Annotated in this window: 17 protein-coding genes; 13 read left to right on the plus strand and 4 right to left on the minus strand. The window is 46.2% G+C overall.

What is annotated here, in order from left to right; translation table 11 throughout:
* Positions 1-35 precede the first annotated feature (35 nt).
* The 3 genes from AND4_RS13785 to ygfZ all read right to left on the minus strand — a co-directional run bounded on the left by AND4_RS13785 (position 36) and on the right by ygfZ (position 2,152).
* Complete coding sequence (locus AND4_RS13785) at positions 36-242, minus strand: DUF1107 domain-containing protein (RefSeq protein WP_009843593.1); 207 nt, start codon at positions 240-242, stop codon at positions 36-38.
* A 475-nt stretch (positions 243-717) separates the two neighbouring features.
* Positions 718-1,191, minus strand: a complete 474-nt coding sequence (locus AND4_RS13790) for a YbaK/EbsC family protein (protein WP_043991679.1) — start codon at positions 1,189-1,191, stop codon at positions 718-720.
* Positions 1,184-2,152, minus strand: coding sequence for a tRNA-modifying protein YgfZ (gene ygfZ / locus AND4_RS13795; RefSeq protein WP_009843595.1), 969 nt, complete (start codon positions 2,150-2,152; stop codon positions 1,184-1,186). The genes AND4_RS13790 and ygfZ overlap by 8 nt, the downstream gene beginning before the upstream one ends.
* Positions 2,153-2,387: 235 nt before the next feature.
* On the opposite strand from ygfZ, the gene AND4_RS13800 reads away from it, so the two are divergent.
* Together AND4_RS13800 and AND4_RS20580 are read left to right on the plus strand one after the other, a co-directional pair.
* Positions 2,388-2,648: a succinate dehydrogenase assembly factor 2 gene (locus AND4_RS13800; RefSeq protein WP_009843596.1), complete on the plus strand. Its 261-nt coding sequence runs from the start codon at positions 2,388-2,390 to the stop codon at positions 2,646-2,648.
* A complete protein-coding gene (locus AND4_RS20580) occupies positions 2,596-3,036 on the plus strand; it encodes a protein YgfX (RefSeq protein WP_339367411.1) in 441 nt (146 codons plus the stop codon). Before AND4_RS13800 ends, AND4_RS20580 begins: the two co-directional genes overlap by 53 nt.
* Before the next feature lie 53 nt (positions 3,037-3,089).
* On the opposite strand, the gene nadB is transcribed toward AND4_RS20580, so the two are convergent.
* Positions 3,090-4,697, minus strand: a complete 1,608-nt coding sequence (nadB, locus tag AND4_RS13810; protein ID WP_009843598.1) for an L-aspartate oxidase — start codon at positions 4,695-4,697, stop codon at positions 3,090-3,092.
* 546 nt (positions 4,698-5,243) lie between these two features.
* Here nadB and rpoE point away from each other — a divergent pair.
* The 11 genes from rpoE to acpS all read left to right on the plus strand — a co-directional run bounded on the left by rpoE (position 5,244) and on the right by acpS (position 14,502).
* Complete coding sequence (rpoE, locus tag AND4_RS13815; RefSeq protein ID WP_009843599.1) at positions 5,244-5,816, plus strand: RNA polymerase sigma factor RpoE; 573 nt, start codon at positions 5,244-5,246, stop codon at positions 5,814-5,816.
* Between the two features lie 32 nt (positions 5,817-5,848).
* Positions 5,849-6,475 carry a sigma-E factor negative regulatory protein gene (locus AND4_RS13820; RefSeq protein ID WP_009843600.1) on the plus strand — a complete coding sequence of 209 codons (627 nt, stop codon included), beginning with the start codon at positions 5,849-5,851 and terminating at the stop codon, positions 6,473-6,475.
* A complete protein-coding gene (gene rseB / locus AND4_RS13825; RefSeq protein WP_009843601.1) occupies positions 6,472-7,437 on the plus strand; it encodes a sigma-E factor regulatory protein RseB in 966 nt (321 codons plus the stop codon). Before AND4_RS13820 ends, rseB begins: the two co-directional genes overlap by 4 nt.
* On the plus strand, positions 7,434-7,904 hold the full coding sequence (locus AND4_RS13830; protein ID WP_009843602.1) for a SoxR reducing system RseC family protein: 471 nt from the start codon (positions 7,434-7,436) through the stop codon (positions 7,902-7,904). Before rseB ends, AND4_RS13830 begins: the two co-directional genes overlap by 4 nt.
* A 127-nt stretch (positions 7,905-8,031) precedes the next feature.
* A complete protein-coding gene (lepA, locus tag AND4_RS13835) occupies positions 8,032-9,825 on the plus strand; it encodes a translation elongation factor 4 (protein ID WP_009843603.1) in 1,794 nt (597 codons plus the stop codon).
* Positions 9,826-9,929: 104 nt separating this feature from the next.
* On the plus strand, positions 9,930-10,829 hold the full coding sequence (gene lepB / locus AND4_RS13840) for a signal peptidase I (protein WP_009843604.1): 900 nt from the start codon (positions 9,930-9,932) through the stop codon (positions 10,827-10,829).
* 75 nt (positions 10,830-10,904) lie between these two features.
* The gene (gene rnc / locus AND4_RS13845) at positions 10,905-11,585 is read left to right on the plus strand and encodes a ribonuclease III (protein ID WP_009843605.1); all 681 of its coding nucleotides are present in this window, start codon (positions 10,905-10,907) and stop codon (positions 11,583-11,585) included.
* Positions 11,575-12,537: a GTPase Era gene (gene era, locus AND4_RS13850; RefSeq protein WP_009843606.1), complete on the plus strand. Its 963-nt coding sequence runs from the start codon at positions 11,575-11,577 to the stop codon at positions 12,535-12,537. The genes rnc and era overlap by 11 nt, the downstream gene beginning before the upstream one ends.
* Before the next feature lie 111 nt (positions 12,538-12,648).
* Entirely contained in the window at positions 12,649-13,380 is a 732-nt protein-coding gene (recO, locus tag AND4_RS13855; RefSeq protein WP_009843607.1) for a DNA repair protein RecO, read from the plus strand.
* Positions 13,377-14,108 (plus strand): pyridoxine 5'-phosphate synthase, encoded by a 732-nt coding sequence (gene pdxJ / locus AND4_RS13860; protein ID WP_009843608.1) that lies wholly within the window; start codon positions 13,377-13,379, stop codon positions 14,106-14,108. Before recO ends, pdxJ begins: the two co-directional genes overlap by 4 nt.
* A 13-nt stretch (positions 14,109-14,121) precedes the next feature.
* The gene (gene acpS, locus AND4_RS13865) at positions 14,122-14,502 is read left to right on the plus strand and encodes a holo-ACP synthase (RefSeq protein ID WP_009843609.1); all 381 of its coding nucleotides are present in this window, start codon (positions 14,122-14,124) and stop codon (positions 14,500-14,502) included.
* Positions 14,503-14,504 lie beyond the last annotated feature (2 nt).

Here is a 14,504-nt window from a genome sequence, read left to right on the forward strand (position 1 = left end):
TGGTTATCCAGCCTTTTCTATTGAGTGATGCCCAGTTAAGCGTACGCGCCTCTGAGCTTCATAATTTCTTGATTAATTTCTTTGACCGCCTGAAAATGACGCCTCTCTGCTTTTTCCGGCAGTATCAATTTTCCGTTATCAAATTCGAACTTACCGACTCCGTAAATATAAATTCTTCCTTTAAAAAGACGACTTATGTGTTTAGCAATCATACTTGGTGTATAGCGCTTAAACAGTCTCATATCTACTTTTCCTCATCATTCACCTAGCCTGATTATTCTAAGGATTTCGCGTAAAAAAATTTGTGATAGAAATAATATTAAGTGCAGTGAGATATTTGTATTAAGAGATTTGTGCTGAGTTCGACAGATTTATAAATCTTTATCCTAAATAGTGTGAGAATGACCTCAAATAATCATTGCCTGAGGAACCCTTCCTTGAGTCCTTATGTTCTCATTTGGTGTGTGAGTTAATGAATATGTTGCAAAGTTAATAGTAGAAGTAAAATAGTCGTTTGCGAAATGTTTTTACTCAATTAGTTATCTTTTATTCGTTCGGACTAAGTCGAAACCTCAAGCGCTTGCTTTCATCGAGTTAATGGCGTGGAAAAAGGCTTTGTACAAAAACTGCTTTTACGTCTGACTACTTATGCTTTTTTGCTTGAAATGTATAGAAGGAAGGTTATGCAGGATTGAGAATCCTGCGTTCGATAACATGCTAGCGGCAAATGTCAGCGATGGTTGGATGGCACAACTGAATAAGATCGTCGATAGACAGTGCTAATCCCGCCATTCGATCACCACTGCTGATGGTGATTTCTTTTTCCTTAAGCAAGCTTGGGTCAAACACGATAGGCATGCAGCGCTTTAAAAGTAGTGGGGTGACGGTTCCAATCTTGTATCCGGTAACCAATTCTACATCGGCTTGATCGACACACGTCATACGACGGCATTGCAGTAATGCTCGCACTTTTTTGGGATCAACGTTGCGATCTCCGGGCGTACAGGCAAGCGCATATTGGTTGCCCATATCACGCAAAAGGATCGATTTGACCATTTGTGAAGTTCGAATACCGCGTTGTTGCGCGGCATCCTCAATGGTCGTGGCAGGTCTTTGATGGGAAAGAAGACGGAACTCGATGTTCTGATCCGTTAAAAACTGCATCAAAGGAGTATGGACGGTACTACTCATCGTCAAGGCTGTATGGTAGTGCTGCGATTTCCCATTCACATTCTGGTTGAGCAACCAAACGTAAGCGAGTGTCATCGTCTAGGTTGTTTGGCAGTACGATTAGTCCCATTGCTTGGTTATTACTGAATTGGTAACGCGTGAGTAATGCCCCCACGGAACGCCAGTTTTCACCGACACTACGTTCCAATTCGATCGTACCTTCCCCTAAGTTTTCAGCGGTTGCACCTTTAACAATGTACATTGCACGTTTGTTGGTGCCGCGGTATTTGGCGCGAGCAACGGTTTCTTGACCTGTGTAGCAGCCTTTCGTAAAGCTGATGCCGCCGAGAGCTTGTAAGTTTAGCGCTTGTGGTATGTGGTCATTCTGCGCGTCTGCGGCCACGTATGGTAGCGCAGCTTCAATATCGAAACGTGTCCAAAGTTCATTTGTGGTCAGGGTTGCTTGACTGCTTGCGACTAACGATTGTGCTGATTCCGCTGTCAGCGCGAGTAGCCAACGACTTGGTGCCACTTTGACTGCTGTTCCGCCTTTAATGGCACGAACGTCACCTATTTCGGCATTTAAGCTTGAGATGAACGCTTCTGCGTTTTCACCCGCAACCCCAAGCACAACATCGTTTGATTCTTCGATGGTCACTTTCGAGAATACCGCGTACTTTTTGATTTCTTTCAGTTCAACGTCGATCGCTGATTTTGGCTGAAGCATCGCATAGCCATCATTATGATGGAACAGGCGGAAGACGCTCCATACCTTGCCTTTCGCATCACAGTGTGCTCCCAGTGTGGATTGATCTTTCTCAAGAGAAACCACATCACAGGTAACTTGTCCCTGAAGGTAGGGCTTTTTGTCATCCCCGACCATGGTGATCATGCTTAGGTTATCCAATAGCGAGATAGACAGCCTAGGTAGCGCGTCTTGTGTCGATAGGTTCAGCGGTGAAAAGCGAGTTTGCCATTCCATGATTACAATGCCTTTTGAAGAGATTTGCAGCTATGGTAATTGCAGAATCAGTATTTGTCAGCACTCAATATACCCACTCCATTTCGGGGTGTTTGGTCAAACTCAACGTTTGTTTATAAAATATACTCAGGATTTAAAGTGACTTGGCCATATATTGTGACCCTCACACTAGTGGCGTTTCACTTCCCTTGTTACACTCCGCACTAAGAACAAGACATCTATGAAGGAATACTGAATGTACACTGCGGAAGAGAAGGCGCGAATTAAATGGGCTTGTCGTCGCGGCATGCTTGAGCTTGACGTGGTGATTATGCCGTTTTTTGAAGAGTGCTTTGACGCGTTAAATGAACAAGAGCAGCGTGATTTTGTCGCATTATTAGATTGTGATGACCCAGATCTGTTTACCTGGGTAATGGGGCATGGTCGCAGCGAAAACTTAGGTCATGCGTCTATGGTGGATAAAATTGTCGCGCACAACCTCAGTAAGGTTCGTTAATCTCAGGGTTAACGCCTCTTTATACGCCCAAATTGCCAACCAATTTCTCCTCCTCGGTTGTGTTTGGGCGCTTGTCAGCTTTGATACTCCACTTGCTTTATCAACTTACCTTTTTATATTGATTCTTTGTTGTCAAATGCAAGGCGGTTTTGTTGCGTCTTCTACTCGAGGAAGTTGGTATTTGCATCGTGATGGTACGGTGCGTAATGACAAACAAACCTCGATAATTTCGAGCGTTGATATTTCGGCTGCTGTATTCAAAGTGACGTTTGAGTTAGCTTCAGGAGAGCGAGTAACCATTTGGCGAGATAGCTGTGATGATGTGGTTTATCGCCAACTTTGCTTGATACTACGACAATGGAAAATGGGAGCCGAAGCGCCCATTTGATCTTGTGTCTGCTTCTTATTTTCTTGTTGTCAGAGCTTTGCTCATTGCCTGATTTACTTGTTTGGCGTAAGAATCGTCGGTCCGCTGTTCTCTAGCTGGTTGGGATAATCTAAGGTGTAGTGTAAACCACGACTCTCTTTGCGCTTCATTGCACAGCGCACCATTAACTCCGCAACTTGGAGTAGATTACGCAGCTCTAGCAAGTTATTTGATACGCGGAAGTGACTGTAGTATTCGTGCGTCTCTTGTTGAAGCATCTGGATACGACGCAATGCGCGCTCAAGACGTTTGTCGGTACGAACGATGCCCATGTAATCCCACATAAACAGACGTAGCTCATGCCAGTTGTGCTGAATGATCACCTCTTCATCACTGTGGGTAACTTGACTCTCATCCCAACATGGAACTTGTGGAGCCAATTCCACATCGTTATGGTGCTTGAGAATAGCGTTGGCTGCCGACCACGCGTAAACCACACACTCCAATAGCGAGTTTGATGCCATGCGATTCGCGCCGTGCAAACCGGTATAGCTGACTTCACCAATTGCGTAGAGATTCTTTAGATCGGTATGACCGTTTTGGTCTACCATGACGCCACCACATGTGTAGTGGGCAGCGGGAACTATTGGGATTGGCTCTTTGGTCATGTCGATCCCCAAATCCATCAAGCGAGAGTAGATGGTCGGGAAATGCTTGGTGATGAAATCAGCAGGCTGGTGGCTGATATCGAGATACATGCAGTCGGCACCCAGACGCTTCATTTCAAAGTCAATCGCGCGAGCCACAACGTCACGAGGCGCAAGCTCTTTACGCTTATCAAAATCTGGCATAAAACGCGAACCGTCTGGGCGACGTAAATACGCGCCTTCACCGCGAAGTGCTTCTGTCAGCAAGAAATTGCGCGCTTCTGGGTGGTAAAGACAGGTCGGGTGGAATTGGTTGAACTCTAAGTTTGCGACGCGGCAACCTGCACGCCATGCGATAGCAATACCATCGCCTGAAGACACATCTGGGTTAGAGGTATATTGGTAAACTTTGGAAGCGCCACCCGTTGCGAGAACCACAAATTTAGCGCGAACGGTTTCTACCTGCTCTTCATTTCGGTTCCAGATATAAGCACCAATGATCTTGTTTTTGTCGCCATTGATTTTATCTTCGGTGATCAAATCTAGCGCGTTGTGGCGTTCTAGAACATGAATATTTGGGTGGTTGTGAGCGTTGTCTTGTAGAGAGGTTTGCATTGCCATGCCTGTGGCATCAGCTGCGTGTAAAATACGGCGACGGCTATGACCACCTTCTCGTGTTAAGTGATAACGCGGTTGATCGTCAGAGTCATCATCTTCACGATCAAATGGCACTCCGCCATCAATCAGCCACTGGACACACTCTTTGGAGTTTTCTGCGATAAACTTAACCGTGTCTTCATCACAGATACCATCTCCGGCAATTTTCGTATCTTCAACGTGAGACTCAATGGTGTCCGACTCATCGAATACGGCAGCAATACCGCCTTGCGCGTACAATGTCGCGCCCTCGCTTCGTGGTCCTTTACTCAGAACCATCACTTTACAGTGGTTTGCGACACGCAAAGCTAACGACAAGCCCGCTGCGCCACTTCCTACTACTAACACATCACATTCATGTTCACGATTTGTGTTCATATTATTTTTACAATCCCAAGCTAAGGTAATAAGGCTACCTTGTGTTTAATTCGCACACCATGTGCATTTCATCAACGCGACATCTATCGCTGAGGGCTAAGTTGGGAAACGTATCGAAATCGGCGCTGTTTTGGTGACTTCGGCCACTCTTATTTCGTCATACCTTGGGCATGCGGATGCTTCCTAATTTTCGTTTGCAGCGCGATGTTCGACAGTCATTAGCCAAGCAAATGACAAGTAATAGTTTGTCAATGCCATTGCTTTTCTATGCTCAACCCAGCACAATCTGGGACAGAGATCATCCATTATACCCATTTCCCTATCAGTATGCTCGCTTGTCGAGACGAGACGTAAGTTGGATGAGTAGCTAGTAACATCACATTGTGGAAAAACACCGACAAAATTTTGAGAAATCATGGAACTTTCTTATTCACGTCGGAGTCTCAAAAGTGCTCAAGTAAGCAGTGGTGTCAATACTACGTTTTGCATAACTAGTACCCGTGCCAGAGAAGAGTAGGGGCATAACAAATAGGAGTATCCGCTCGAATGAACGAGCAGCTGACCGATCAAGTATTGATTGAGCGAGTTCAGAATGGCGATAAGCAAGCATTCAACCTGCTGGTGACAAAGTACCAGAACAAGGTATGTAACCTTATTTCCAGATACGTAAGTAATCCTGGCGATGTTCCAGATGTAGCACAAGAAGCGTTTATCAAGGCTTACCGAGCTATCCCGAGTTTTCGTGGGGAGAGTGCTTTCTATACGTGGCTGTATCGCATTGCAGTGAATACTGCGAAAAATCACATCGTTGCCCAAGGTCGAAGGCCGCCAGCAACAGACGTAGATGCTGAAGAAGCTGAATTTTACGAAACAGGTAATGCACTTAAAGAAATTTCGAACCCTGAGAACTTAACGTTGTCCAAAGAATTGCAACGGGTAGTGTTCAATGCAATCGAAGCTTTACCTGAAGACTTAAAAACCGCAATGACTCTGCGTGAGCTTGATGGCTTGAGCTATGAGGAAATTGCTGAAGTAATGGATTGCCCGGTGGGAACGGTACGATCACGTATCTTCCGTGCTCGTGAGGCGGTAGAAAAGAAAATCAAACCTCTTTTGTAGCGCTAGTACAAGTGATAACTATGGTGAAAATAATGGCTGACAAAGAAAAACTTTCAGCTCTCATGGATGGAGAATTGGTCGATAAGGCTTTAATTCAAGAATTAGAGCAAGATCAAGAGAGCCGTGAAGCTTGGCATAACTACCACCTTATTGGTGATGTCATGCGAGGCGAAGCGCCAGCAAAACCTGAGTGGAATATTGCTGAAAGCGTGGCGTTAGCGTTAGAGGACGAGCCTGCGCATCGCTCTATTGACTCTCGCAATGTTAACGTTATTTCAATTAATGACGCACTGACAGAGTCGCAACCAGAGCCACAAAAAGCGAAACGCCAGTTGCCAGCATGGTTGACTCAGTTTGGTCAAGTCGCCGTTGCGGCGTGTGTGTCACTGGTTGTGATACTTGGCGTACAACAGTATGGCGGTAGCGATCCAATGTCGCCACAATCAGAGCAACTTCCTGTTCTCCAGACGGTACCATTCGCGGGCAGTGCTGAGCCAGTAAGCTTGACACGTGAATCGGTAGAACGTTCATTTGGTGAAGCAAATATGCAAGAACAACGTAAGCGCGTGCACGCTTTGCTACGTGATTATGAACTGCAGCTAAGAACCAACAGTGAAGCATCGCAGCAAGACGTAACTCTGACTCCGGATATTGAATGAAAAAGTTCTTGATCAGCGCTGGCGCTCTGCTCAGTCTGATGGCTTCGCAAGCCTTTGCTGGTGATAAGCCGGCGGAGGCTTTATTGCATCAAATGAGCGAGGCGAGCAACAATTTAAGCTACGAGCTTTCTTACATCCTCATCAAAAAGAACAGCATTGAACCTTTGCTCTATCGTCATGCGACTCACGTCAAAGACCAGTATGCACACCTTGTGTACCTGAGTGGTCCCGTACGTGAAGTGATACGTCGTGGTACTGAAGTCAGCTATATAGAAACGGGCACAGAACCATTTACGATCGAATCGGGAAAGATGGTCGCTCCGATCATGCCGATGCTGAGTGCTAATATTGACGAATTAAACCTTTACTATGACTACGTAAAAGTGGGGCGTGCTCGTGAAGCGGGCGTACCAACGCAAGTACTGCGGATCGTGCCAAAAGACGGACTGCGTTACTCATACGTATTATGGATTGATGAGAAGAGTCATCTTCCGCTGCGTGCTGATCTCGTCGACCGCGATGGTGAAATGCTTGAGCAGTATCGTACTATTTCTTATTCAGTCACGCCTAAGATTGCGGAGTTGATGAGTGGTCTAGAAGAAGTTCAACTGCCAGCGGTTCTGACAATGCCAAAAGGTGACATCGGAGCGAGCAACTGGCATGTAGGTTGGACACCGAAAGGGTTTCAAGCAAATGAACTGAATCGCTATCGCATGGCGGTGACCGATCAAATGGTAGAAAGCCAGCTTTACTCTGATGGGCTATTCAGTTTCTCTGTGTATGTTGCGAACAAAGATCAGCACTCGTTGAAAGGCCAACTGGTTCGCCAAGGGCGACGTACATTACACAGTTTTGTCAGCGGTAACTATGAAATTTCTGTTGTGGGTGATATTCCTCCAGCAACGGCGCAACGAATAGCTCAATCTGTAACATTTGATGCAGCAAAGAGTAAAGCGCAATGATGACCGCATTGGCGACCGTGACAGGCGTGCATCGTTACGGTCAAGATTATGATATCGATTTAAGCTGCGAGCAACAAACCAGTTGCAGCAGCTGTTCTTCGCAAAAAAGCTGTGGTACTGGTGTGGTTACCAAGGCCATAGGTAACAAAACACTCGCTTGGCATTTGCGCACAAAAAAATCCGTCAAAGTTGGTCAGGTGGTAGAAATCGGCTTTCCTGAGTCTAGTCTGATCAAATCCGCGATGGCGGTCTACCTTCTTCCTCTGTTTGGTTTGATTCTCGGTGCCGTGATTGGCAATGTCCTGCTTACTCCCTTAACTGCAAGTGGTGAGGGCATGACTATCCTATCCTCTGTGTTGTTTGCCGCTGGTGGCATGTGGCTGGCAAAACGCGTGTCGCGCCCGCTAGAAGATGAATCAAAACGCCAAGTCACCCTGATTCGAGTTCTTGGTGAACCTATTCAATAAGTTCTAAACTTTAAATAAGGTGCGCCCGTTAACGAAATTGGGTAGAATCTGCCAACTTGATTGAAATGCCGTCAGCTGATGGCTTTCTTACCGTCCCTATTTGTAAAGAGTTAGTCACCCTAAATCTATGAAGCACATTCGCAACTTTTCGATTATCGCCCACATCGACCATGGTAAGTCGACCCTATCTGACCGTTTAATTCACGTTTGTGGTGGGTTAAGTGATCGTGAAATGGCCGCACAGGTTCTGGATTCAATGGATCTTGAACGTGAGCGTGGAATCACCATCAAATCTCAGAGTGTGACGCTGAACTACACCGCCAAAGACGGTGAAACGTATCAGCTGAACTTCATCGATACTCCGGGACACGTTGACTTTGCGTACGAAGTATCCCGCTCTTTAGCCGCTTGTGAAGGCGCGTTATTGGTGGTTGATGCAGGTCAGGGTGTAGAAGCTCAGACGCTAGCTAATTGTTACACTGCAATCGAAATGGATCTTGAGGTTGTGCCAATCTTAAACAAGATTGACCTACCTGCAGCCGATCCTGAGCGTGTAGCTGAAGAAATCGAAGAAATCGTTGGCATTGATGCGATGGAAGCGACTCGCTGTTCTGCGAAGACAGGTATCGGTGTAGATGACGTTTTAGAGAATATCGTCGCAGCCATTCCTGCTCCAGAGGGTGATCCTGATGCGCCACTTCAAGCGCTGATCATTGACTCATGGTTCGATAACTATCTTGGTGTTGTTTCTTTGGTCCGTATTAAAAACGGCTCACTGAAGAAAAATGACAAGATCAAAGTAATGAGCACAGGCCAAACTTGGGGTGTTGACCGTCTGGGTATCTTCACACCTAAGCAATTGGATACCGATGTCCTGCGTACTGGCGAAGTAGGTTGGGTGGTTTGTGGTATCAAAGATATCCTAGGCGCACCAGTAGGTGATACGCTAACACTGGCGAAAAACGGTAGTGAAGAGCCTTTACCTGGCTTTAAAAAAGTAAAACCTCAGGTATACGCGGGCCTGTTCCCTGTCTCGTCTGACGATTACGAAAACTTTCGTGACGCACTAGGCAAACTGAGCCTGAACGATGCATCGCTATTCTATGAGCCAGAAAACTCAGCCGCTCTAGGCTTTGGTTTCCGTTGTGGTTTCCTAGGCATGCTGCACATGGAAATCATCCAAGAGCGTTTAGAGCGTGAATACGACCTCGATCTGATTACAACAGCGCCAACAGTAGTTTACGAAGTCGAGCAAACTAACGGTGAGATGATTTACGTTGATAGCCCAGCAAAATTGCCAGCGATTAACGATATTGAAGAGATCCGTGAGCCTATTGCACGTTGTAACATCTTAGTACCATCGGATTACCTAGGTAATGTCATCACCCTGTGTGTTGAGAAGCGTGGTGTCCAAGTGGACATGGTTTACCATGGTAATCAAGTTGCCATCACTTACGACATCCCAATGGCGGAAGTGGTTCTGGATTTCTTCGATCGTTTGAAGTCGACTTCACGTGGTTACGCGTCTCTAGATTACAACTTCCAACGCTTTGAAGCGTCGAACATGGTACGTGTAGACGTACTGCTCAATGGTGACAAAGTGGATGCGCTAGCACTGATTACGCACAAAGATCACTCTCAGACTCGTGGTCGTCAGCTTGTTGAGAAGATGAAAGAATTCATCCCTCGCCAGATGTTCGACATTGCGATCCAAGCGGCCATCGGTAACCACATCATCGCGCGATCTACAGTAAAACAGCTGCGTAAGAACGTAATCGCAAAATGTTACGGTGGTGACGTGAGCCGTAAGAAGAAGCTTCTGAAGAAACAGAAAGAAGGTAAGAAACGCATGAAGCAGATCGGCAACGTAGAGCTGCCTCAAGAAGCGTTCCTCGCAATTCTTCATGTTGGTAAAGACTAGAGTTGAACTATCTCGTACTCTTGTTTGTCATAAGACGTTAGGTAGTGAAATAAGTGAAAGGGTTTCGGCTCTTTCACTTTCGTATTTTTAGATAAGGGAATTTAATGGCGAATATGTTCTCACAGATCCTAGTTATCATCACTTTGGTAACGGGCATCGTTTGGTTATTAGAAAAGCTAGTGTTTGCGAAAAAACGTCAAGCGAAGGTAGCAGAGATTCAAGCGCAAACAGAAAATGGTCTGGATGCAGTGACGCTACAAAAAGTAGAAAGCCAACCGTGGTGGGTAGAGAACAGTGTGTCTATCTTCCCAGTGATTGCATTCGTACTGGTATTACGCTCTTTTATCTATGAACCATTCCAAATCCCTTCCGGTTCAATGATGCCAACCCTATTAGTTGGGGATTTCATCTTAGTGGAAAAATATGCGTACGGATTAAAAGATCCGGTATGGCGCACGCAGCTAGTTGAAACAGGCAAGCCTGAACGTGGTGACATCGTGGTATTCAAGTATCCACCACACCCAAGCATCGATTACATTAAGCGTGTGGTTGGTTTACCAGGTGATACCGTTCGCTACTCTGCGGATAAGCAGGTTTGTATCCAATCAAAAGGTGAATCAACTTGTAAACCAGTTGAGTTAAGCAATGCCAAAGAGAGTCCGTTCTCTCAAAACGGTATTCCTCAGATTGAGGCCAATGAACAACTGGGTGACGTTGAGCACCACATTTTGATTAACCCATTGGCTCGTGACCGCGTACAGAATTACCAGCCACGTCCGGGTGTTAATGAGTGGGTTGTCCCACAAGGTCAGTACTTTGTTATGGGTGATAACCGTGACAACAGTGCAGACAGCCGTTACTGGGGCTTTGTTCCAGAAGCAAACTTAGTCGGTAAAGCTGTCGCGATTTGGATCAGTTTCGAATTTGATCGTAGCGCAGATAGCATTCTACCTTCATGGATTCCAACTGGTGTGCGTTTTAACCGCATTGGTGGTATTAACTAAATTCTCTTCGTATGGAAGTGGTAGCGGGCTACCACTTCCACTGTTTGAGAATGAACACAAATTTAATGAGAGAGTATGAATTCTCCAATTGAGAAACTAGAGAGAAAGCTCGGCTACCAATTTAAGGATGCTGGGCTTATCAACTTGGCACTGACTCACCGTAGCGCCAATAGTAAGCATAATGAACGTCTTGAGTTTCTGGGCGATTCAATTTTAAGTTTTGTCATCGCTGATGAGCTATACCATCGTTTTCCGAAAGTGAACGAAGGTGACATGAGCCGTATGCGTGCCACTTTGGTACGTGGGCACACATTGGCGGAATTAGGTCGTGAGTTCGATCTAGGAGATTATTTAAAATTAGGTCCAGGTGAATTGAAGAGTGGCGGATTCCGCCGAGACTCTATTCTAGCCGATGCGGTAGAAGCCATTATTGGCGCGATTTACCTTGATAGTGATATTGAAGCCGTGCGCGGTATTGTTCTGAGCTGGTATCACTCACGTCTTGAAGCAATAAAGCCTGGCGTATCACAAAAAGATCCAAAAACTCGCCTACAAGAGTTCCTGCAAGGTAGAAGAAAACCGCTGCCTGTCTACACAGTGACTAATATTAAAGGTGAAGCACACAACCAAGAGTTTACGGTTGAGTGTGACGTAGCAGGTGTGGATAAGCCTGTCATAGGTAAAGGTACCAGCCGCCGCAAGGCAGAACAAGCGGCTGCTGAAACGGCACTTGAGCAATTAACAAATGGCAGATAAAGAATTCGATATCGATGCATTTTTCGCATCAAACGGTGAAGTAAGTTCACCAGAAAACCAGCATTGTGGCTTTATTGCGATTGTTGGTCGTCCAAACGTGGGTAAATCGACACTTCTGAATAAGATTTTAGGTCAGAAGATTTCTATTACGTCTCGCAAACCGCAAACCACTCGTCACCGCATCATGGGTGTCGATACGGATGGGGATTATCAAGCTATCTATGTTGATACGCCAGGACTTCACATTGAGGAAAAACGTGCCATCAACCGCTTGATGAACCGCGCGGCAAACTCATCATTGAGTGATGTGAATCTCGTGTTCTTCTTGGTTGATGGTACGCACTGGACGAACGATGATGAGATGGTGCTGACTAAGCTGCAGAAGTCGAATTTCCCAGTTGTGCTTTGTGTCAACAAAGTCGACAACGTGCAAGATCGCAACGAAGTGATGCAGCATATGATGGAGATGTCGAAAAGAATGGACTTCGTCGATGTTGTGCCTATCTCTGCAAAACACGGTAAGAACATCGAAGTTCTGCGTAAGCACGTTCGCGATCATCTACCGGAAGCGACGCATCACTTCCCAGAAGAATACGTAACGGATCGCTCTCAGCGTTTCATGGCATCAGAAATCGTGCGCGAGAAACTCATGCGTTTCACGGGTGAGGAACTGCCATATTCTGTCACGGTTGAGATTGAGCGATTTGATTACAATCCAGATACGGACGGTTTTCATATCAACGCCTTAATTCTTGTTGAACGTCATGGCCAGAAGAAAATGGTGATTGGTAAAGGCGGCGAGAAGATCAAAACGATTGGGCGTGAAGCACGTCTGGATATGGAAGAGTTATTCGGTCGTAAGGTTTACCTAGAGACTTGGGTAAAGGTGAAATCTGGTTGGGCAGACGACGAACGTGCTCTGCGCTCACTGGGTTATATCGACGACCTTTAAGCTGGCTGCGAAGATGCTTCGCTCCAACATCGATTAACACGCAATATCGATTAAAATAAGGAGCCGTTTGGCTCCTTATTTTTTATTACCGACTTAGGCACACTGATTGAAATGAGCAACCAGTCTTCAGAAGGCTTCCAGCGCTGCTTTGTATTGCACCGACGCCCTTACAGTGAATCGAGCTTAATCCTTGATGTCTTCAGTGAGGAGTATGGCCGTGTCACATTGATGGCAAAAGGCGCACGCAGTAAACGCTCCAATCTGAAAGGGGCCTTGCAGCCTTTTACGCCACTATTGTTGAAATGGTCGGGCAAAAGTTCGATGAAAACCTTACGTCAGGCGGAAGCCATCAGTCTTGGCTTGCCTTTGTTTGGTATAAACCTTTATTCCGCGATGTACGTAAATGAATTAGTCGGGCGGGTATTGATGGCCGAAGTGCCAATGCCAGCACTGTTTCATGATTACCTGCATGCGCTAACGGAATTGGCTCAGAATGATAATCCTGAGCCAGCATTGCGTCGTTTTGAATTAGCCCTGTTGTCCTCTTTGGGCTATGGCGTGGACTTTTTACATTGCGCGGGGACGGGCGAGCCAGTCGATCCAGAGATGACTTACCGTTACCGTGAACAAAAAGGATTCATCGCTTCGGTAAGGCGCGATAACCTGACATTTTTAGGTAACGAGCTGATCGCAATTAGTGAACGGCGATTCGTCACTAAAGAGCAATTAAAAGCGGCGAAACGCTTTACACGTGTGGCATTAAAGCCGTATCTTGGCGGCAAACCTTTAAAAAGTCGCGAATTATTCATTCAGACATATCGAGCACGGAGTAACGGAAAATGAGCTCAATCTACTTAGGCGTTAATATTGACCATATTGCCACCCTACGTAATGCACGTGGGACCAAATACCCAGATCCGGTACACGCAGCAGAAATCGCAGAGCGTGCTGGTGCAGACGGTATTACCATCCACCTACGTGAAGATCGTCGCCATATTCTAGATCGTGATGTGCGCATCCTACGTGAGACCATTCAGACTCGCATGAACCTGGAGATGGCAGTAACGGATGAGATGGTTGAGATTGCGCTCAAAACTCAGCCGGAGTTCGTGTGTTTGGTTCCAGAGAAACGTGAAGAATTAACAACTGAAGGTGGCTTGGATGTCGCTGGCCAACTTGAGAAAGTGAAAGCAGCGACACATAAACTGACAGAGGCGGGGATCAAGGTTTCTCTGTTTATTGATGCTGACCGCCAACAGATCGATGCCGCCAAAGCCTGCGGCGCACCATATGTCGAGCTGCACACAGGTCATTATGCAGACGCGACAACAGAAGAAGACCAGCAAGACGAACTGAAGAAGATCGCAGCCGGCGCAAGCTACGCGGACGATTTAGGCATTATTGTCAACGCAGGTCACGGTCTGACTTACCACAATGTTGCACCAATCGCGGCTTTGCCTGAAATCTACGAGCTAAACATTGGTCACTCGATCATTGGTCGTGCGGTATTCGATGGTTTAGAAAAATCCGTGGCAGATATGAAAGCCATCATGGTAGCGGCTCGCAAATAATTAGACTTACTGCATGGCAATTTTAGGGTTAGGCACAGACATCGCAGAGATTGAGCGCATTGAAAAAGCACTCAGCCGAACGGGTGAACCATTTGCAAAGCGCATTTTATCGGGAGATGAAATGACAAGGTTTACCGAACTTAAACAAAAGGGACGTTATCTTGCGAAGCGTTTTGCGGTAAAAGAAGCAGCATCAAAAGCGCTAGGAACGGGTATTGCGCAAGGCGTGACCTTTCATGACTTTACCGTTTCGAATAATGAGTTTGGTAAACCGGTATTGACCCTATCGGGCGTTGCAAAGCAAATTGCACAGTCGATGGGCGTCAATCATATTCATTTGTCGATTTCTGACGAGCGGCATTACGCGGTTGCAACCGTGATCCTTGAATCCTGATT

The sequence above is a fragment of the Vibrio sp. AND4 genome (assembly GCF_000171815.1).
Classification (GTDB): domain Bacteria; phylum Pseudomonadota; class Gammaproteobacteria; order Enterobacterales; family Vibrionaceae; genus Vibrio.